Origin of the sequence: Celerinatantimonas diazotrophica (assembly GCF_004339545.1) — a bacterium.
GTDB classification, from domain to species: Bacteria; Pseudomonadota; Gammaproteobacteria; order Enterobacterales; family Celerinatantimonadaceae; genus Celerinatantimonas; species Celerinatantimonas diazotrophica.
Window position 1 is genome coordinate 124,192 of record NZ_SMGD01000001.1, and the last position, 19,685, is coordinate 143,876.

Annotated in this window: 19 protein-coding genes and 1 tRNA gene; 3 read left to right on the plus strand and 17 right to left on the minus strand. The window is 41.3% G+C overall.

Annotated features, from left to right (window positions below; genetic code table 11):
* Positions 1–401 precede the first annotated feature (401 nt).
* Positions 402–492 (minus strand) — tRNA-Ser (locus tag EV690_RS00575).
* Positions 493–722: 230 nt separating this feature from the next.
* Between EV690_RS00575 and EV690_RS00580 the strand changes: the two genes are divergently transcribed.
* The 3 genes from EV690_RS00580 to EV690_RS00590 all read left to right on the plus strand — a co-directional run bounded on the left by EV690_RS00580 (position 723) and on the right by EV690_RS00590 (position 3,911).
* On the plus strand, positions 723–1,382 hold the full coding sequence (locus EV690_RS00580) for a Bax inhibitor-1/YccA family protein (RefSeq protein WP_131910993.1): 660 nt from the start codon (positions 723–725) through the stop codon (positions 1,380–1,382).
* A gap of 61 nt (positions 1,383–1,443) precedes the next feature.
* Positions 1,444–3,555, plus strand: a complete 2,112-nt coding sequence (locus EV690_RS00585) for an FUSC family membrane protein (protein ID WP_131910994.1) — start codon at positions 1,444–1,446, stop codon at positions 3,553–3,555.
* 26 nt (positions 3,556–3,581) lie between these two features.
* Positions 3,582–3,911: a TusE/DsrC/DsvC family sulfur relay protein gene (locus tag EV690_RS00590; protein ID WP_131910995.1), complete on the plus strand. Its 330-nt coding sequence runs from the start codon at positions 3,582–3,584 to the stop codon at positions 3,909–3,911.
* A 98-nt stretch (positions 3,912–4,009) separates the two neighbouring features.
* On the opposite strand, the gene EV690_RS00595 is transcribed toward EV690_RS00590, so the two are convergent.
* The 16 genes from EV690_RS00595 to EV690_RS00670 form a co-directional block, all read right to left on the minus strand.
* A complete protein-coding gene (locus EV690_RS00595; protein WP_131910996.1) occupies positions 4,010–4,525 on the minus strand; it encodes an OmpA family protein in 516 nt (171 codons plus the stop codon).
* Complete coding sequence (locus EV690_RS00600; protein WP_131910997.1) at positions 4,525–5,991, minus strand: TadE/TadG family type IV pilus assembly protein; 1,467 nt, start codon at positions 5,989–5,991, stop codon at positions 4,525–4,527. The genes EV690_RS00595 and EV690_RS00600 overlap by 1 nt, the downstream gene beginning before the upstream one ends.
* Before the next feature lie 2 nt (positions 5,992–5,993).
* Entirely contained in the window at positions 5,994–6,566 is a 573-nt protein-coding gene (gene tadF / locus EV690_RS00605; RefSeq protein WP_131910998.1) for a tight adherence pilus pseudopilin TadF, read from the minus strand.
* On the minus strand, positions 6,541–7,191 hold the full coding sequence (locus tag EV690_RS00610; protein ID WP_131910999.1) for a TadE/TadG family type IV pilus assembly protein: 651 nt from the start codon (positions 7,189–7,191) through the stop codon (positions 6,541–6,543). The genes tadF and EV690_RS00610 overlap by 26 nt, the downstream gene beginning before the upstream one ends.
* The gene (locus EV690_RS00615) at positions 7,188–7,991 is read right to left on the minus strand and encodes a tetratricopeptide repeat protein (protein ID WP_131911000.1); all 804 of its coding nucleotides are present in this window, start codon (positions 7,989–7,991) and stop codon (positions 7,188–7,190) included. The genes EV690_RS00610 and EV690_RS00615 overlap by 4 nt, the downstream gene beginning before the upstream one ends.
* Positions 7,975–8,853, minus strand: a complete 879-nt coding sequence (locus tag EV690_RS00620) for a type II secretion system F family protein (RefSeq protein WP_131911031.1) — start codon at positions 8,851–8,853, stop codon at positions 7,975–7,977. Before EV690_RS00620 ends, EV690_RS00615 begins: the two co-directional genes overlap by 17 nt.
* Positions 8,853–9,779, minus strand: coding sequence for a type II secretion system F family protein (locus EV690_RS00625; protein WP_224054882.1), 927 nt, complete (start codon positions 9,777–9,779; stop codon positions 8,853–8,855). The genes EV690_RS00620 and EV690_RS00625 overlap by 1 nt, the downstream gene beginning before the upstream one ends.
* Positions 9,779–11,053 carry a CpaF family protein gene (locus tag EV690_RS00630; protein ID WP_131911001.1) on the minus strand — a complete coding sequence of 425 codons (1,275 nt, stop codon included), beginning with the start codon at positions 11,051–11,053 and terminating at the stop codon, positions 9,779–9,781. The genes EV690_RS00625 and EV690_RS00630 overlap by 1 nt, the downstream gene beginning before the upstream one ends.
* Before the next feature lie 20 nt (positions 11,054–11,073).
* Positions 11,074–12,336, minus strand: a complete 1,263-nt coding sequence (locus tag EV690_RS00635; RefSeq protein ID WP_131911002.1) for an AAA family ATPase — start codon at positions 12,334–12,336, stop codon at positions 11,074–11,076.
* A 1-nt stretch (position 12,337) separates the two neighbouring features.
* Entirely contained in the window at positions 12,338–12,814 is a 477-nt protein-coding gene (locus EV690_RS00640; protein ID WP_131911003.1) for a hypothetical protein, read from the minus strand.
* Positions 12,811–14,178, minus strand: a complete 1,368-nt coding sequence (locus tag EV690_RS00645; protein WP_131911004.1) for a type II and III secretion system protein family protein — start codon at positions 14,176–14,178, stop codon at positions 12,811–12,813. Before EV690_RS00645 ends, EV690_RS00640 begins: the two co-directional genes overlap by 4 nt.
* 1 nt (position 14,179) lies before the next feature.
* On the minus strand, positions 14,180–14,974 hold the full coding sequence (gene cpaB / locus EV690_RS00650) for a Flp pilus assembly protein CpaB (protein WP_165872613.1): 795 nt from the start codon (positions 14,972–14,974) through the stop codon (positions 14,180–14,182).
* On the minus strand, positions 14,971–15,426 hold the full coding sequence (locus EV690_RS00655) for a prepilin peptidase (RefSeq protein ID WP_131911006.1): 456 nt from the start codon (positions 15,424–15,426) through the stop codon (positions 14,971–14,973). Before EV690_RS00655 ends, cpaB begins: the two co-directional genes overlap by 4 nt.
* Positions 15,427–15,502: 76 nt before the next feature.
* On the minus strand, positions 15,503–15,790 hold the full coding sequence (locus EV690_RS00660) for a Flp family type IVb pilin (RefSeq protein WP_317986171.1): 288 nt from the start codon (positions 15,788–15,790) through the stop codon (positions 15,503–15,505).
* Between the two features lie 283 nt (positions 15,791–16,073).
* On the minus strand, positions 16,074–16,976 hold the full coding sequence (locus EV690_RS00665) for an RluA family pseudouridine synthase (RefSeq protein ID WP_165872614.1): 903 nt from the start codon (positions 16,974–16,976) through the stop codon (positions 16,074–16,076).
* A 64-nt stretch (positions 16,977–17,040) separates the two neighbouring features.
* The gene (locus EV690_RS00670; RefSeq protein ID WP_131911008.1) at positions 17,041–19,494 is read right to left on the minus strand and encodes an EAL domain-containing protein; all 2,454 of its coding nucleotides are present in this window, start codon (positions 19,492–19,494) and stop codon (positions 17,041–17,043) included.
* Between the last annotated feature and the right edge of the window lie 191 nt (positions 19,495–19,685).

Consider the following 19,685-nt stretch of genomic DNA (forward strand, 5'->3'; position numbering starts at 1 on the left):
CTGAGAGGGATTTAGGCAAGGCAAACGTTGTGCCGTGTAGTTATTCTCCACAAAGAACGTTTAACGCTGGATAAATTCCTCTCAGATACTGCCCTTGGGGTTCATTTAAACGCATCCTGAACTTTGTTGCACCCTGCTTGCTTAACTCATAAGCGGCGTAAGGCGCGCCGCGTTCAAAATGCGTTTAATTTGAACAAAATTCAACCACCAAAGGTCAACAGTCCCTAGTCATTGAAATGGTAGACGTATGATCTTGCCAGAAACTAAGCTGAACACGACAACATCGTTATGACAGTATTAAAGAAATTATAGATGGCCGCCAAAAGAACTAGGGTTTATCAACAAAGAAAAAATCGGTTAAACAAACGCAGAAATGAAACTATCCGAAAAGAGAAAGGAAATGGCGGAGGAGGAGAGATTCGAACTCTCGGTGGGCTACTAACCCACGCCGGTTTTCAAGACCGGTGCATTCAACCGCTCTGCCACCCCTCCGCAGCGGGAACGAATAATACTGATAACTATCATAAACGCAACTGTTTTTTGCACCCTTTCGCTTAACCGCTCATTTTTACAACAAAAATAGTTGATAATTGGGAACTTCATCCACATATATATCTCTAATAAACATCGTAGTTAGTTTTTAGCTTAATAATTGTTATATTCATTTCGATAAATCTGTATACTGGGCTAATGACTTGAGTAATCAAGGGTGAGGAAACTCTATGAACCAATATCGCAGTGTTGACTATAGCTCCGTTGGCACACGGACAAACGTAAATAAAGTCTTACGCAACACCTATATGCTGCTTGCTTTGACATTGGCTTTTTCAGCCGTTGTTGCTGGCTCTGCAGCTGTATTAATGTTACCCCCGCCAGGTATTATCATTACCTTAGTTGGTTTTTACGGCTTATTGTTTGCTGTAGAAAAAACTAAAAATAGTTCTGCTGGGCTGGTTTTCGTCTTTTTACTGACTGGCTTTATGGGCTATACGTTGGGGCCGATTATCAACCTGCTGCTTAAAACGGGCGGAACTCAAATTTTAATGACCGCTTTGGGCGGCACAGCATTAACATTCTTCGCGTTATCAGCTTACGTATTGATTACACGTAAAGACATGTCATTTTTAGGCGGGATGATGACTGCAGGTTTCTTTGTCATTCTGGCTCTATTTGTGGCGAGCTTGTTCTTGCACATGCCCATTTTATACTTAGTATTAAGCGGCTTGTTTATCCTGTTTTCTTCAGGTGCAATCCTAATGAAAACCAGTGATATAATTCATGGTGGCGAAACGAATTATATCTCAGCTACAGTGACTATTTTTGTCTCTTTATACAACATATTTTTGAGCTTGCTCAATATCTTAATGGCAGCCAGAGACTAGTTTATAGATCTGTTGAAGTTTAAACGTCCCTTGTTGGGGCGTTTTTTTATCTCTTAAATTTATGCAACGATTACTCGACTATTTAAAACCGCCTCGCATTGGTAACTCACAGTTTGGTATTGCCACCAAAGCAACTGTGCTAATCGTGCTATTTTTATTGGGCCACTATTTAAACTTTTCTCTCATCTATCTATCCAGTTTAGCATTTGGCGTCGTCGCAGCAGCTTTAGCAGATCATCCAGCTTTGTATGTACAGCGCATTAAAGCAATTGTCGTCATGCTCGGCTGTTTTGCGTTAGCCTCGTATTCGGTTACATTACTCTATCCATATCCATGGTTGTTCGCAGCTGGGGTCTTTGGCTCAACATTTCTATTTATTATGTTAGCTAGCCTCGAAGTACAATTTGGCCCAATTGCGATGAGTGCTCTGATTCTGGCTATCTATACCATGCTTGGGTATGGTCAGTATGCAAACCACGAATGGGAGCAACCCCTATATTTATTAATGGGGGCAGGCAGTTATATTCTATTGTCAGTGATAATTAATGCATTCAAACCTAACCAAAGTTTGGCCCAAAATAGCCTAGAGTTATTCACTCTACTCGCTAAATATCAGTCACAAAAAGCCCAATTTTTTGCCCATAACCACAACGACCAAGTATTGCGCTTAAACTTAGCCAAACTTGCCAGTCAAGCAGCGGTTGCCTTGGGGCAAATGCGCCAATTGTTAGTCATTCGTCAGGCGCAATACCCGCAAGCAAATCAACAGACTCACTATCTTGATCTGTTTTATAAAGCACAGTTGCTATTTGAGCGGGTCGTATCGTCACACGTTAATTATCAACAACTCAACGATAAACTAACCGAGACAGATATCTCACAACGGCTTTATTACATTATGTTAGGCTTAGCCAAGCGAATCAGCTCGCAAGCCAAGCCTAAGCCAATTCATGACCGACTGAAACATGAAATTGCCACTCTCGCTCAATACCTTCGTGGCGACTATCAACTCAAAAAAGCGCTCGGGGATGTGGAGCATAATCAACTTAGCTTTATGTTAACCAACCTGAGCGAGATGGAACGCTTAACACGTAAAGAAGTCTCTTTTCCTGGACAAGAGTTTAAATTTGAAGCCCTCTCAAACCTGAGCTGGACGAGTTTCTGGCAACGCTTATGTCAACCAGAAGGCCTGTTGTTTCGCCATGCATTGCGCCAAGCGCTCTGTATGTTATGCGGTTATGGCATTATCATGCTCTTGCCTTGGCCTCTGCATGGACAAGACTTCTGGTTATTGCTTACCACCTTACTGGTGATCAAGCCTAATTACTCAGCCACACGACAACGTCTTGCTGAACGAATTATTGGAACGCTAGTTGGAGTTGGCATCGCGTCAATATTATTAATACTACATATTCCGATCTGGGCAACGATCGCTATCACAGCGACGAGTGCCCTGCTCTTTTTTTGGTACTTTAGCTATCGTTATGCCATTGCGGTGGTGATGATTACTATTTTTGTAGCACTTGCTTTACAACTATTAGGCGTTAAATCCGAGCTCACCGTCGGTATTCGTACGGCAACAACATTGTTAGGCGGTCTACTCGTTCTTGTAGCTGTTCGCTATATTTGGCCGGATTGGTTACAAAATCATACCGCGCGTATTATTAACGATTGGCTGAATAAAGTAACTCATTATCAGGATCTGATCTTCAACCATTACCAAACTCAACAAGCACTCGAAGATGAAGAGTATCGACTCGCGAGATTCCATATGCATTTAGCTGAAGCTGATGTAGTTACTCACCAGCAAGCACTAATGGCAGAACCTGCCACTAAACGCCAAGATGTGTTGGCCATTTATCAGCTTACCGGCTATATGCATGCTTATTGTGCTCATTTAAGTGCCTTAGCACTCTATCGCGGTAGAACTTTGAGTCCCCAAGCAACGTATATTATTACTGATATTGGTCAACAACTTCATAGCCAATTACAAATGCTGCAACTATCGGAAAAACCAAATGATAAGCAAACCACTGCATTCATTGAATCAGTTCAGTTAAAATTACGTGAATTAATCCCGAATTTACACGGGGAAGAACTGCTCATTGCCTATCAACTCCAACAGCTAAGTGAAAACCTCCAACAGCTGTATCGAGCACTCGACATTAGCTAATTATCGACCATGACTATATTGAAATTATGTTAGAGTTCAACGGAAAAATATTAGAAACAGATGCAGAAGGATATCTGCTTGAAAGTTCACAATGGAGTGACGCATTAGCCCCAATCATTGCTCAAAGAGAGGGGATTGAATTAACTGAACCCCACTGGGAAGTTATTCACTTTGTCAGGGATTTCTATCTAGAGTTTAATACCTCGCCAGCCATTCGCCCATTAGTTAAAGCCATGGGGAAAAAATATGGCCCCGATAAAGGCAATAGTCGTTACCTCTATCGCTTGTTCCCGAAAGGGCCCGCTAAGCAAGCAACCAAAATTGCGGGGCTTCCCAAACCAGCACGCTGTATTTAAGAGCCAAGATAGGGATAAAGGATTGAAGTACTGCGGACTGGGCTCATCGCGACAAAAAAAATCTTTCGCGATGAGCAGTATACAAATAGAGTAATTCTCTATTTGGTTGTAATCACCGCACGACGATTCAATGCTCGTCCAGCCGGTGTCGCATTAGACGCTACAGGGTGTGATTCACCTGCGGAGCGGATCACCACCTGCGAATTGGCAACTCCTAAATGTGCTAAATAATGACGCACGGCTCGGGCTCGAGCCTTCCCTAAGCGCTGATTATACGCTTTTGTGCCACTTGAATCAGTGTAGCCAATCACATCGAATTGCACTGCCCCTTGTTTGACAAGCTGTGCAATCTGCTGTTTTTGCGCACGGCTTAAAGTGGCCTTATCGAACGGAAAATGCACGGTTAATGTCAGATGGGACGATTGACAAGTCCCCTGCTCCATCCCGCTTTTTTTCGAGTCCAAGACGGTCACTAAATAACCGTCATGAGCAACGCCAACCCGATAAGTGTTTGCAGATGGAATCGTACAATCCGCAGCGAAGCTGATACCCGGTGCTAAACTTGCCAACAAAAGTATGAGTGGCAACTTATGTTTAAAATTAATTCGATCCATTAGTTATTCACTTTATAGTCATGGTTATAGAGATGACCGATTTTTTCGGTAATGAGTTCTAATATCCTGTTATAGATCTCTTGATAATTTTTACTTGCTTGAAAAATATTATTATCTCCAGCACATGCTGTCAGACCGGGATTAGTTGTAACATCATAATCAAATCCAATAAAAGCGATAGTAAGCTCATCACCTTTATTTTTAAAATAGCTGCGAATATTATCACAAATATGATTATTATATAACTGATTACCAATTCCATCACCAGCAGTCGCTGAGTTATTATCTTGCCCATCAGATAAAAATATAATTATTTTTTTCTTATTCGTCGAATCGGCAGAAGCTAATATTCGGACAGCGGGAAGGAGTCCCTCAAAAGACGAGGTTCCACCTTTATGATATGGGGAAAAAGAAGATATTTGCTGACTGAGTGACGCCATATCACTCGTAAGTGGAATTTGGTAAAAATCACCTCCAGACTGCTTCGAGCTGCTGGCATATGAATCGTCATTTAAAAAATATGGAACTGAAAGATATTTAGCAACGCAGTCTGAATTAAACGGGTATCCTTGACGTCCTCCCTCTATTCGATCGCGACTATCATCTGGAATATTATATTCGGGATTATCATAGCAAGGAACAGAATCTATCACATGAATCCCATACTCATCTTTCTGTGATTGTACCCATTTTGTACTGTAGTGCCACTCCCAATGAAAACAATGACCAAAAAAACCTCTAAAAGTACACACCTGATAATCCTTATATGTCTCCCAATGGCCACCATATTCATTAGTACTATACCCTAGTGTTCGAGTATAATTATCATATGGAACAACAGCAGCCTTATTTTTATAACCACTAGTTTTGACAATGTCATTATACTTACCCAACACTCCTGAAATCTGTTTTACAATATCAATAACACCTTTATATTTCTGGGTATTGGCCCAAGGATTTAGCATTGAACCTGAGAAATCAGTAACAAATACAACATCGACAGAGTCTTGCTGATATTTTCGCGCAACCGCTTTATTGAATAGTGTTTGATTTTTATTAAATCCCACTACGACCTTATTCCCTGGAAACCAACTGACAAAATGGCTAGTCACAGATACATCGTACTCATTAAAGCGCAAACCATTTTTATCATAAACCCCTGGTTTACCGCAGTCACTACCATAGATTTGTTCACAGGTTTTGGTTGTAATCGTGATATCCGAAGGCTTGACATCGGCCTGAGGGACGGTCGCAGCGATATAATCTTGAACCATCGTTTTATCATCATCATGATTCACTGATGCGGCTACCGCCAAAGCGGCACTTTCCATAACATCACTTAACCGAGCGCTATCGGTCATGTAACGAGATCCCTCAATCGTCAGAGCAAAAAAGCCCAAAAAAAACGGGAAGATAATGACGAATAAGATGGCCGCAACCCCCTTTTGACGATATCCATATTTCATAATTAGCGCCCCAGCATGATAGAGTTAGAGCGAATCCACGAATAATCCTCGCCCACTAATTGACCAAACCAGTTATCGGTATGATAACAGAGCGTTACTTGGAACAGTGGAGCTCGATCCCCTTCATTGGTAATAGGGGATAACTTCACTGCAATATTTTTAAGTTGATTCGGCGGCTTACAGGCTGAGTTCTTACTACCTTCGGTAATAGGGGGTATCACATCGATTGATGGCGATTCTGGATTCCCCTCAAATTTAATCTGCTGATAGTAAGAACTGTAAAGAGAGGGACGAAATTGCGGCATCGTCCGAGCCAATGAGGTTTGTACAATTTTATCAATCTCCTCAACTTGCTTGCGATCCATCTCTTCGTCTTTATTATACAGCTGGGTGCGCTCTTTTAAGACACTAACCGCTGAATAACTCATACGATCAAGCATCCCTTGAATTGATTGCTTAATGACCATATCTGCCGTAAATAAAATGATCACGCTCATAAATAGCGCAATAATCGCCAATTCAATGGTAAATACGCCACGTGTGGTACATTTAGTTATAAAAGTCTGTTCGCTCATATTCCTGCACCACAAAGACTTCACGTTTAAGACTCAAATTCTGTGAAGGGATTAAATTCAGTAATGGCTTAAAATCATAACTTGCTTGATAAACAGCAATCGGCGCGTTGGTTTCACTTTGTGTCGCTCCATTTTCTAAGCAATTTTTTTGCTCTTCGGACGAATCACTACCGTTGTTGCTGCCACTGCCTTGCGCACTACCTGAGCTATCTGAACCTCCCGATGTTGAACCTGACGATGAATCATCATCCTTAGGCAACTGACAACTATCCGCTAACTTAGCAATACTGTCATAATAATAAACTTTGGTATGAAATTTACTAAAATCGATAAAGTTCGCCCAAATTCCAGCTTCTTGTTTAAGAAATGCTTTAAATTGAATTTGGTAGGCCGTCTGCGCCTTTGCATTTGCATCACCTTGGGATGCCTGTGCCTCTTCTTTACTTTTCTGAGATGGAACACTAGCCCGTGTATCACGGGCTGTTTCAGCCAATGTGTAATCAATCAGCCCAGAAATATAACCCGCATAAGCCATTTGGGCCCAAACAAAAAACATCAATATAAAAAGGAAGAAGCCCATTGCAAACTCAATTGAAACCACTCCTTTTAGTCGATGTTGATTCATGGAGTGCTCCTAGCATGAATGCCATGCTTGCTGTTTTCAAGTTGATGATAGACCATATTCGCCTGATCACTATCACCATCGGCATAGACTTGCTTGAATAAACTCTCTTGATGAGTCTTAGCCAACGCAATTAATAAGTTCGAACGAATCTTTTTATCGGCTTGACCATTATTATACAACGGCAATAATAAATTAACCGCATCAGAATATTTGTGCTGATAAATATCAATCATTGCCAAATTATTAAGTACAATTGAGTCTTTATACATCAATGCTCTCGCTTTATTAAAAGCTTTCCGTGCAGATACAAAATCATTCAAGCCCGCATCAATAATGCCTTGCAAATTATATGATTTCGCCTGTTTTGGATTCAGTGTAATGGCGGTATTCACTTCCGTTAAGGCATCGGTCATCTTGCCTTTTTGATAAAGACATTGCGCCATTAAATAATGCACTTGAGCATCAGGTTTATAATGCTGTTTTAAAATTTTTAGCTGAAAAAGTGCTGAGTCAACATCACCTGACTGATAATACGTTTTGGCTAATTTCAGTCTGACAGACCGGCTATCTGAATGCTCCAGTGTTTGTTTATAAAATTTAATCAATCCTGGATAATTCTGAGCTTTGATCATCAACTGTACTTTTTGCGATGCAGTCAATGGTTGATCTGCAACTTGCGCACTTGAATCTGAAACTCTATTTTGCATTAATCCATAATTATTGCCTTGCATAGAGCAGCCTGTTAATCCAACGACTAACAATGAGGCAATTATGCTGCTTTTTCTAGTAGTGAAAGCCATGATAAAACAACCTCATTACCCCAGGAGCTGCAATTAAAATAACGATCGGAAACATAATGAAAACGATCAACGGAATAGACATTTTGGCAGATAACTTGCCAACTCTCTCCTCTAACCCTAGCATCTGAATCTCACGAATATCTTTTGCCAGTGTCAGTAATATCGAATAAATAGATGTTCCATAATGCAAGCTTTGGTTAATCGTATGAACAAATGAGCGCATTTCTGAACTCGGAACCCGCTCATATAATTCATCTAGTGATTTAGGGAGTCCGACGATGCGGGATCGATCCGTCGTCCTTTTCAGCATATAGGCTAGATCTTTATCGAAACTAGCCACTTCTTTAGTCAAATAAATAAAAGCCGATTCAATTGTCATCCCGGTCTGGACACAGACCCCTAACAAATCAATCAAGTAGGGCAGGTTTTGTGAAATTTTCCGTGTCAGTTGCTTTTTGCGTTGCTCAAGGTAGATATCGGGGGCAATGATAAAAAAGATCATCATAATCGCAACCACTGCGATAAGATGAAAATAACTTAGCTCTAAACTACCTCGGTAAATTAAAACCAGCAGCGTCGAAATCAGAAACAATCCATACTTAACCGGAAAATAAAGGTGCACATATCGTTCTTGATAAAAACCAGCAGCAATCAGTTTTTGGCTCAACTCTTGCTGATTAATGCGGATGGTACTTCGACTCAACCTTAAGACCGTATCTTTCCATGTGTAATCACGATTTCTCCGCCCCATAAAATTTTTAAGCTTACGTTCGCGCGCAAAAGCTCGCAGAGATAACGTGACCAAAATGGCTAAAACAGTCGAGATAGAGGTCACAACAATGAACAGAGAAATAGCATCCATCACGATTTAACTCCTCTCATCAGCATATAAATAATCGCCATACCGATGGCTTCACTGACTAAAACATAATATAAGATGTATCGCCCAAGGTGATCGTGAAAAACGTAGTTAAAATTCTCTGGCGATAAAAATCGCATAACGATCATGAATATAAAAGGAATAACGAACACAACTTTTGCTGACATTCGTGCTTCCGAAGTCATGGCACTTTTCTTTTTCTCCAGAGAACGAGCATCAAACATCACGCGGTTCAGTTGTGAAATAATATCGCGAAGTTGTCCTCCCCGTTCAATATTGGCTCTTAAAGTAATCGCAAAAAAGACAAACTCGGGAAATGGGAAGCGAACACATGCCCGTTTTAAAACGATATGTGGCGGTTCACCTATCTGCAGACGCTCTCCCATGTGCTTAAACTCTCGGCCCACATCATTATTCATCTGTTGTCCAACATAAATAATGGCATGCATGAGACTCTCACCCGCTGAAATAGCACTTGCTAAGAGATTCAAAGCATCGGGAAAATTATCATTAAAATGCTTCCAAACCATATGCCGTAAAGTAAACACACCGATAATAGTGGCGACAAGAAGCGTAGCGGGCACTACTAATAAATTGGGTAATGAAAAGAAAAAATGGTTAACTGCAACCACGACCCCCAACGCTATGATATAAAATCCTAAAATTTTATAGTAAGCATGTTCACCTAACGGCAAGATAGCACTGGCTAAAAACTCCTTTATCCGATAAATCACAGAGATATGAGTCAGTGCTTTCAAATCAATTACACTTTGATCAATCATTTCAGGTATATACGATTCATTTTTTTTAGTCGCAAAAAAATCGAGTTTTTTGCGCTTTTGACGAAATTGCAGTATCAAAACCAAGATACCTAAAAGAATCGCTATACATCCGAATAAATAACGCATTATGTCACCCGACCAAAGATTTGATTAAGTTCATCCTGCAGACCAAAAAACCGTGCTTTTTCGACTAAAATAGAGCGTTGCATCAGACCGGAGGTCATATAACGCCCCACGACTTTCCCTTCGTTCTGAATCGCGTCTGGTTGAAACCGGAAGATTTCTTCAAGCACAACCGATTGTCCTTCAATACCAACTACCTCACTAATACTCATTAAGCGCCGACTACCATCATGTAAGCGTGAGATCTGAATAATAACGTCAACCGCACTGACAATCGTGCGACGAATGGCTTCTAAGGGAAGCGAGGACGTCGCCATCATCACCATACTTTCAATACGAGAAACAGCATCACGAGGAGAGTTTGCATGCAGCGTAGTCATCGAGCCGTCATGTCCAGTATTCATCGCCTGCAGCATTTCGAAAGCTTCAGGACCACGACACTCCCCAACAATCACCCGATCGGGGCGCATCCTCAACGAGTTAATCACCAATTGCCGCTGACCAATTGCACCAGAACCCTCAATACCAGCCGTCCGTGTTTCCAATCGGACCACATGCGGCTGCTGTAATTGGAGTTCTGCGGCATCTTCAATGGTAATAATTCGTTCTTTTGTCGAAATATAATGCGACAAGGCATTTAAAAGCGTCGTTTTACCGGAGCCTGTTCCGCCAGAGATCACAATATTTAGACGACAACGGGCAGCAATCGCTAGTAACTGAGCCATTTGAGGACTCATCGAACCATTCTGCGCCATATCTTCAAGGCCAAGCTTTTGCTTTTTAAATTTACGAATAGATATCGATGTGCCATCAATGGCAACAGGCTCCGTCACAATATTAACGCGGCTCCCGTCAGCCAAACGAGCATCACACATTGGAACCGATTCATCTACTCGTCGCCCGACTCTGGAGGCAATTCGTTTGGCTATTTCCAGAACCTGTTGTTCATCCACAAAACTAATATCTGAGTGTTCAACTAATCCATTGCGCTCAATAAATACATGATCGGGACCATTGACCATAATATCGGTAATACTATCATCATCCATCAAAGGTTGAATGGGACCAAGACCGATGAGTTCATTACGCAAGTTATCAACAAATTCATTACGGACTAAACGAGGGAGAGGTAATCGCTGCTGGCTAATCAACAAATCAACGGCTTGACCAAGCTGCTCCTGAAGCTGAGCAGGTGTCAGCGTAGTCAAGGCTTCGGCATCAATGACATCAAAAATTCGAGTTCGTAACGTTCGATAAATATCTTTATTATTAGCCAATTAATAGCTCCTAGAACGGTTCACTTTTTAAGCTGAGAGCCAACCAAGGTGGTTAGCTTCTGGATAAAAGTTGCCTTACTCGCCTGCTCTCCCATAATGAGTTTGACTAAATGTTGCAATGGCTTAGCAGCCTTAGTCTTCGAATTATAAATGTGATTCTGGTATAGCTTCATCTGGTTAATTTGTGGAACAAACGGAATGGTAATATCAATCTTAGAACCAAGATATTTTTCAATTTCAACACTGGTCATCGAATTAAATTTTTCAGGTTGACGTTGATTCAAAACCACTAAAACTCGCAATGGATGGTCTAATTCAACACGCTGTTTTTTGATTTCACTGACCACTCGATTCGCATCGCGAACCGATGATACCGAAGGTTCAATGACCACAATTAAACTGTCGTAGCGCTCAATCATCCAAGATAAATGACGGCTAAAATCAACACTGGCAGAGAGATCTTCAACCACAAAATTACTATCTTTAGCAACCAATTCAACAATATTATCGGTTAAATCACGCATCTCTTCGTGGGAGCGACTCTCGCCATCCAGTGCCAGATAACTCAACCTTTCGGTGATATCACTAAGTAACGCTTTCGCAGCTGTGCTATCTAAAGATGCAGCGATCGTGCCGGCTTGCAGTACCCGCTTAGATAAATCATCATGAGCCAACATAACATCCAGATTACCACCATTATAATTATGGTTCACCAGAACACACATGGCACTCATACTATCTGCTAGTAGGTAAGAAATCTCTGCTGCAATCAACGACGTTCCGACACCGCCTTTCGAGCCATAGACACCGATATATTTAGCTTTTCGATTTTGTCCAGGCCCTCGCTGTCGAAGCCGATTTTCAGCAACCCCGGTAACAAAATCAATCAGTTCTTGTTTCGACACGGGCCAGAACAGATAATAGAAACCGAGTTCTTTTAAAGAACGAATCGTCGAGATGGCATCCTCTTGCCCAATAACAATGACCGAAGCATGATTTGGCAACATACGGCTAATTCGGCCAGCATCTTCAGCCACATGCGCACTGTCATTCAATTCAAGCAGTACGATCTCGGGATTATGTTCCTGAACGTAATCGGAGATCACCGAGTCTTTATTTTCCCGAATATCTGGAACGGTGTATCCTTCGAAACGATAGGCTTCAGCAACCAGTTCGGAACACTCTTGGCTTTGGTAAAAGAGAACGGTCGAAGCCATATCTTTCGGCTTCGAAGGAGCAGTAGTCTCACTTTTTAATAATTCAGAGAGTTCTAATACGGCCATACTAGTGACTCCCAGCTTTAAGCATGTGTTGGGGATAAACCATCGATTGCCAGCGCAGCAAGGTCACAGCGCACAAGTCGCGATGTTGATTTTCACCCCATCGATATAATATCTGCGGTCCTTCACAACGCTGCGCTTTAACATGGTATTGAATCATCGAAACACGAACACCACGATTTGAAGTGGTCACCAATTTAATGTGACTTTTCTGAGTTCCATGTCGAATCAACCAAGACTGAATCGCCTTCGAACGCGCAGAAAAAGCCTTTGAACCTTCGATCACAATCGGATACACACGCAATAATGCAAGACTTTTGCTCAGCTCACCGGTGATTGATTGCCACGCTTGTGCGCTCAAAGGTTGATTAAATTGCCATTGGGTGGTCTGCGGTTTTAGTGTCATCTCTGGCCCTTGATCAGGGTGCACACTACATCCCGACAACCCAATCATAAGTATTGCTATGATCCACTGTTTCATTGTTTAAAACCTCCGGATGCATAAACCTCTCGTGTTGCGTGACTCGTTGCTAGGTCAACACCAAACCAACGACTTAATGTTGACGTCGGTTGCATCGTAGGTAATTGCACATCTTCAGAGGAGATCGGTTTGACCAGATTAACCGTTGCCACAATGACTAATTCAGTGTTACGACGCGTTGTTTCGGTATAGCGAAATAACGCCCCTAAAATAGGAATATCACCAATAAAAGGCACTTTTTGCAGGGTTTCTTGTTCATCTTTACTTAAAAGTCCACCTAAAACGAAACTTTGACCATCACCCAATTCAACCGTTGTTGTCGCTTTTCGCGTTTTAAATGCGGGAACATCAGCCAGCTCAGATCGATAAGTTGAATCTTGGGCACTGACTTCAGGTGACAAAGTCAGACGAATCTTATTATCGTTGAGCACCTTAGCGCCAATACTGAGTTTAACGCCGTACTCTTTATAAGTGACCTGATAAGAATTATCATAATTGGTCACAATGGGGAGCTCACCACCGACCAGAAAACTAGCCGTCTCTCCTGAAATGACTGACAAATTAGGCTGCGCTAAGATCTGGCCCACTGAATCGTTATCTAAAGCTGAAATAAAACTAGCGATATTACTGGCATTGAAGCTTTGCAGATAATTAAAAAATTGGCCATTTCCCTGGAAGCTATCATTTACCATCGACCCCCATTTGGCCCCCAACTGTTTTATATATGCGGTTGAAACTTCAGCTACCGAGAGTTTAACATTAACCTGTTTAACCCCGCCGACCTTAAGATTATCAATGAGTCCGGAATACGTCGTCTTTTGCAGATAATCCAACAAATAACCATCTGATGATGATGAGCCCGACGAACTTCCCCCGTTCGATGAAACAGATCCGGCATTTTTGAGTGTCACAGTTTTGCGGGATACACTTTTGTTCAAAAGAACCCCCACCAGATGAACGATTGCATCCCTGGTCTGAATATCAGGGACCTCGCCAGAAAGAACAACTTGTGTTCCGATATTGGTCACATTGATAGCTAATCCTGGATAATGAATCGCAATTTGCTGCTCGATCTTGGCCATACTCTGATTAACGACAATTTGCCGATTCAGAAGTGTATGCCCCGCTTTGTTATAAATAATAAGCGTTGTCGTGCCTACTGTTTTACCAAACAAAACAACACGATGCCCGTCCAATACACGGTAATCAGCAATCGCAGGGTTAGCAATAAATACAGTGTCTGCGAGCTCATCCGTGTGTACTGTTTTAGCTCCCCCCGTCGTCAATGACAATATGGCAGCCATCCCATTTTGGGCCAGACATAAACCAACAATAAGTAATCCCAGCCTCAATACTTTCATCATATTAGTTAACCTGACTCTGATTTTGTAGGGTAATAGAACCACGTAATTCTTTGACTGAACTATAGCTAGGCAAAACATCACGCACGACAACATCACGATATATAGACTCGGCTTCAGATCCTGTATGGAAAACATAAATCTTGCCAATTCGCAACGCGATAATGAGCTTAGCGACTTGCTCTTGGGAAAGCGCCACTAAAACACGACTGGGCTGTTTCGTGTCGTTATTGTCACGAACCGCTACAACTTTTACCCCTTTAAACAACATCGAGACCGAAAGATTATCAATATTATTATAAGTACTGTCTTGGACATTTACGTTGCTCCCTGGAGAAGAGAGCAATAACACATCAATTCGATTAGAAGGATGAATCGCCATACTTTTTATATCAGCAGCCGAAACATTGATAGGATAAGCGACTTTATTAGCCGGTGTAATTAATGTGATATAATCACTACTTTCAGGTGAGGCGACATCAGAATTACGGACCACATCCCCCGGTTGAATAGCATGGCGAGCAATCATATCCGGAACAAAATGAATCGTTTCATCATGAGTAACATGAAAACGGCGAGCTTTAGAAACAGGCAAATCAACCAGTTCCAATTTTGCTCTATCAACTGGATAGCCACGAGGAATAGCGACCTTGGAGCGCCAAAATTGCACTTTTGGCTCTACTTTGACAACCTGCGGACTTGGCTTACTTTTAGGTTCACTTCGAAATAATCCACTTAGCGAAGCCACCCCTAAAAAGATCGCAATAAATGCAACGACAAAAATAATTTTTGAATTCACGACACTAATCCATGAGTATCCATGAGAGTTAACCACAGACACATCCAACCGGCTAAAGATATTGCAGGTACTAGCGGGATCCCATGGCTACGCTGAGCTTTCCCTAACCAAAGACCTACTCCATATATACTGCATGTCACAAGTATCAAACAAGCTAAGAAAAATATAAATAATTTAACATAATAAGGTGAGATGACTAAAGTTAGTATAGCAATTAACTTGCTATCTGCCCCACCTAATATGCGTAAATTAGATAAAATAACACCGAATAATAAAATAACTCCAACAAATAACACATTCTGAGGATATCTTTCTTCTACTACTAAAAGTAATAGTAATAAAATAAAAAAAAGACTCAACAACCATGCATTACTTACTTCTCTTTTTTTTATATCCTTTATCGATATTACAGTTAAAAATATAAAAACTATCGATAAGAAAAAGATCTTCATGACAAAATACCTATTATATATATTTTGCCATGAATGATATCTTATTTCTAAATAATGATGACAAGTAAATTCTTATCTAATTATTGGCTTGACCACCACCTTGGGCTTGAGCACCACCACCATTACCACCACCAGCATTATCATCAGCTGTACTAGCTTTAGTGATAGTTGAGGTCACTGTAGTCATAGCATCATTCAACGCCGTTTTTAAAGCCGAATTAGGCCCACCAAAAACTGCGAAAACAACCGCAGAAACTGCTACAGCAAGTATTGCATACTCAATTGCTGTTACAGCCACTTTATCCTTCCAGAAATGCTTCAACGCTTGCTTACATTTAATAGCACCAGTTAACATAACATTCATTTGAAATACCTCAATCAATTTACATTCTTGGGTTATCCATTACCCCAAAATAACTGGATAACACAACTACTTTTTGATATATCTATCTAGATATACCGCCGGATGTCTTACTTACAGACAAATAAACCAGAATTGTCTTTGATATTATCGATAAATCTACAGCTTGCAATCCTAATTTACATAAAATTCACAAAATCATCTAAATTAATTAGTTTTTTTACTTCTCAGTTTTAAATTAATGAGAAAGTCTAAAAATAGTATAACTAAAAAGTACTAATACTCACTAATACTGCAAATCTTTTGAGGAATGAATCGTCAAAAGAGAGCCGTTTTTCTTTAACGTAACTTGATAAGCCAACAATTGCTGATGCCTTGCCCCTAGTATAGCAAAATCTTCTTCACTCAACTCTGAAGAGAGCCTCTTTAGATAAAACCTTCCATTCAATGAGTAGATTTTATCGCCAATAATGGGATGTCCCAGCCAACTCAACTGTGCGCGGATTTGATGCTTTCGCCCAGTTGTTAGCCGGCACTCCACTATAGATTGGTGAGCAAACCGTTTTAAAACCTTACAATCAGTAATGGACAGTTGGCCGCCCTGATCAACTACATGCATTTGACAACGGATGTCACTTCCTTTCACGGTGCTTAACCGGCACTCAACATGCTGAGACTCCCATGTCGGATTTCCCCACACTCGAGCATGATAAATTTTTTCCACCAAAAGTTCTTGAAGGCGTGGCTGCCAATACTGCGCCACTTTTTTATTTTTCCCTAAAATAATCAGCCCTGAAGTCTCGATATCGATGCGATGTAACAGATGTGCATCCGCAAACCCTGAATCTCGAACAAAACCGATTAAATGTTGCGTTGGATTGCGAGTGGTTCGACTAACAGGCAATAATGCAGGCTTATCAACGACTAGTAATTCATCATCTTCCCAAACTAATTGCCAATCGGTTGGCACAGAAGGTTCTTGATAATCAGCGACCCAATAACACAATCGTTGACCTTGAAAAACTAGCCCATCCCATGGAATCGCTAAATCATTCACTAAAACATGTTTATCCTGCCAGCGCTTTTGCCAAAGCGACAATTCAGCGTGTGGAAGACAATGTTCAAGTACTTGATAAAGCTTTAATCCACTCCATCGCTCTGGAATTTTAACGTCAAAACGGGTGTACACAAACTTAATCGACAATAAATAATGTCGGCATTATAAAGATAAACGCATGGCAATGACATTAAATTTATATATTCTGCAAAAGGATATCCGGGGTAATAATGCCCACACACCCGCCAGTATCTCCGGTAACAACCACTAGACGGGTCTCAGGGTTTTGAAAGGCACGCTTAATTATATCGACTTCACTCTGTTGATTCAGGCTTTCATATCCGCCTTTTTTTAAAATTTGATGGACACGCCGATTCAATGTCAAAACATCACGCTTTTGCTCTGCATCCGTTTCCAAATAAGGACTAATTGCTGCGTTTACCTCTGAATCACGCAAAATGCCACGGCACTGGCCTTCTTCAATCACAACCCAAAAATTGTGCTGGTGATTACGCATCATTTCTAAAACGGTGCCCAATTTGTGATCCAAGCTCACTCGAGGAAACTCTCGCATCATAATGTCACGAGCACAACGCACCTCCGATACCGACAGAACAGACTGATGCTGCGCAAAGTTGCGTGGCAGTTTACCCCCCATAATATCGGTTAGACTAATAGGTTTGCTAAACAGATACCCCTGCGCATAATCAACTTTGGCAAGCGATAGCATATGTAATATTTCGGCCGTTTCGACTCCCTCGGCAACCACTTTACCACCCATCCGATGAACCAGCGAAGTCACCATTTCAATCATCATATAAGCGTTTGAACCCATTTTAAGATCCATGACAAAACTGCGGTCAATTTTAATCAGGTTAATCGGCAGATTCAGTAGATAGGAAAAAGATGAATAGCCAGTTCCGAAATCATCGATAGCAATTTCAATCCCCTCTTTTTTAAGTCGCTCAATCCAAACCATTTGTCGGTCTACATCCGCGAGAAAGGAAGATTCAGTTAATTCGACTGTCACCAATTTAGGATCGATTCGCGCATCCATAATCACTTGTAATGTATCTTCTAGGCAACAGTGCGACAACCGGTCATTACGCATTGAACGGTTCACCGACAATTGTATTGCAGGGTCTTTAAAATGCTCTTGGATAGACAATAGGTCAATTAGCCCTTTACGAGTAACCGCTAAGTCAATCCTATCAATCCAGCCATTTTCCTCTGCAAGTTGAATGAGCTCCTGAGTATTGTATGGCAATTTAGTATCGAGATTGACCCGAAACAACGCTTCAAATTTCGTAATATTGAGCGTTCGTAGATCAATAATAGGTTGATAAAAAACATCAATTTGATTTCCTGAAATAGCTTTGTCTAGCAAGCGGGAAAGGACCTGTTTACTGTCCATTTTTTTCTGCAGCCGATTATCAAAGTAGATAATCGATGAAACCCCTCGTTCCCGGCTTCCCACCAATGCTTGACTGGCATGACTGATCATTTGGGTGGTTGATATGGCGTCGGTGCCTAAAATAGACACGCCAAGCGACACTTTAATGTCGATCGCATCAATGTCACTCTGTTGTTCATCAACTTTACAAATCGAATTCATCAGCACCTGTAATTGCTGATGGATCACACCAAGATTCCGGGGAACAATAAAAAAGCTGGCAAACAGGTCTTGGCTCAATACACCTATTTCCATTTCATGAGGGACATGCAACAGATGGTTACCAATCAACCAGTGACTCATTGAAGTGCTAATGTTTTTTGAAAAATAGGGTTGAAAAACAACCAGGACCATCGTCTGGTCCCCAGGTAGTTGCATGAAGCTTTGATTCAACTTTTGCTTAAATTCTGCCACAGCTAATAATTTTGAAGATGAATCAGGAACCAGCAAATCCCTAGGATTTTCTTGCTCACTGGCAATTTGCGTCATAGCAACATCGAGTCGTTTTGAAATAGCGACATAAAAGCAATTTTTTTCAGAACGAACCTGAATACGTTGCAGGGTTAATTCATGAGCAAAGGTCAATCCCTGTTTATCACGAGCGAGCAGTTCGCCACTCCAAAACCCCTTTTTATCGACGGCCAACCAAATGCGCTGATATAAATGTGGATCCGAGTCACTTCCCCCAAACAGTTCTGCAGAAATCCCCAGTAACTCATTAGCTTCAAATCCGGTAGAACGGCAGAACTCTTGGTTAGCCATGAGAATACGCTGCTTAGCGTCAAGCACCAACATGCCGACATGCGCTTTTACAAACAAGTGATGGAGAAGTTCAAATTCAATCTGTTCAGAAGGAATATTGATGAGAACCTCCACGGTTCCCTGAATAAAATGAGGTTCATTCGCCTCGTGCCAGACACATAGCAGTGCAACAAATCGCTGTTTATCAGTACTAATGGTGACACGCACTTCTCGAGTAAGATGCTTTTGATAAACTTCTCTAACTAACGTTTTAAGCATGTCACGCTGATCTGCATGAACACTGGCTAGGATCTGGGCAAGTGTCAGTGTTTTTTCTGTAGGATAACCAAGTAACGCCGGCAACTGTTCGGAGCAGGTCATGGATGAATTCTTTACATCCCAACACCATTTAAGAGGGAAACCTGCAACTTGCCCCAACAGATTTTCGTCACTCATAACGCCATACCCTATTACGCCACTATCAATGATTCACTAATAATTACAGATAAGTTTATACCAAATTACTGAACCACGAAGAGATAACCGATTTAATAATGAGAGTTTTAAACGTTTTAGAACAAAGACACGACATCATTCAAGCAAAACGGCTCTGCCTTTTAGAGCGCGTCCTAGATCTGTCAATATTT

Bases quoted from the DNA above. Each gene is read 5' to 3' on its own strand.
- EV690_RS00580 (WP_131910993.1), top strand. From the start codon at position 723: ATGAACCAATATCGCAGTGTTGACTATAGCTCCGTTGGCACACGGACA.
- EV690_RS00585 (WP_131910994.1), top strand. From the start codon at position 1,444: ATGCAACGATTACTCGACTATTTAAAACCGCCTCGCATTGGTAACTCA.
- EV690_RS00590 (WP_131910995.1), top strand. From the start codon at position 3,582: ATGTTAGAGTTCAACGGAAAAATATTAGAAACAGATGCAGAAGGATAT.
- EV690_RS00595 (WP_131910996.1), bottom strand. From the start codon at position 4,525: ATGGATCGAATTAATTTTAAACATAAGTTGCCACTCATACTTTTGTTG.
- EV690_RS00600 (WP_131910997.1), bottom strand. From the start codon at position 5,991: ATGAAATATGGATATCGTCAAAAGGGGGTTGCGGCCATCTTATTCGTC.
- tadF (WP_131910998.1), bottom strand. From the start codon at position 6,566: ATGAGCGAACAGACTTTTATAACTAAATGTACCACACGTGGCGTATTT.
- EV690_RS00610 (WP_131910999.1), bottom strand. From the start codon at position 7,191: ATGAATCAACATCGACTAAAAGGAGTGGTTTCAATTGAGTTTGCAATG.
- EV690_RS00615 (WP_131911000.1), bottom strand. From the start codon at position 7,991: ATGGCTTTCACTACTAGAAAAAGCAGCATAATTGCCTCATTGTTAGTC.
- EV690_RS00620 (WP_131911031.1), bottom strand. From the start codon at position 8,853: ATGGATGCTATTTCTCTGTTCATTGTTGTGACCTCTATCTCGACTGTT.
- EV690_RS00625 (WP_224054882.1), bottom strand. From the start codon at position 9,779: ATGCGTTATTTATTCGGATGTATAGCGATTCTTTTAGGTATCTTGGTT.
- EV690_RS00635 (WP_131911002.1), bottom strand. From the start codon at position 12,336: ATGGCCGTATTAGAACTCTCTGAATTATTAAAAAGTGAGACTACTGCT.
- EV690_RS00640 (WP_131911003.1), bottom strand. From the start codon at position 12,814: ATGAAACAGTGGATCATAGCAATACTTATGATTGGGTTGTCGGGATGT.
- EV690_RS00645 (WP_131911004.1), bottom strand. From the start codon at position 14,178: ATGATGAAAGTATTGAGGCTGGGATTACTTATTGTTGGTTTATGTCTG.
- EV690_RS00655 (WP_131911006.1), bottom strand. From the start codon at position 15,426: ATGAAGATCTTTTTCTTATCGATAGTTTTTATATTTTTAACTGTAATA.
- EV690_RS00660 (WP_317986171.1), bottom strand. From the start codon at position 15,790: ATGAATGTTATGTTAACTGGTGCTATTAAATGTAAGCAAGCGTTGAAG.
- EV690_RS00670 (WP_131911008.1), bottom strand. From the start codon at position 19,494: ATGAGTGACGAAAATCTGTTGGGGCAAGTTGCAGGTTTCCCTCTTAAA.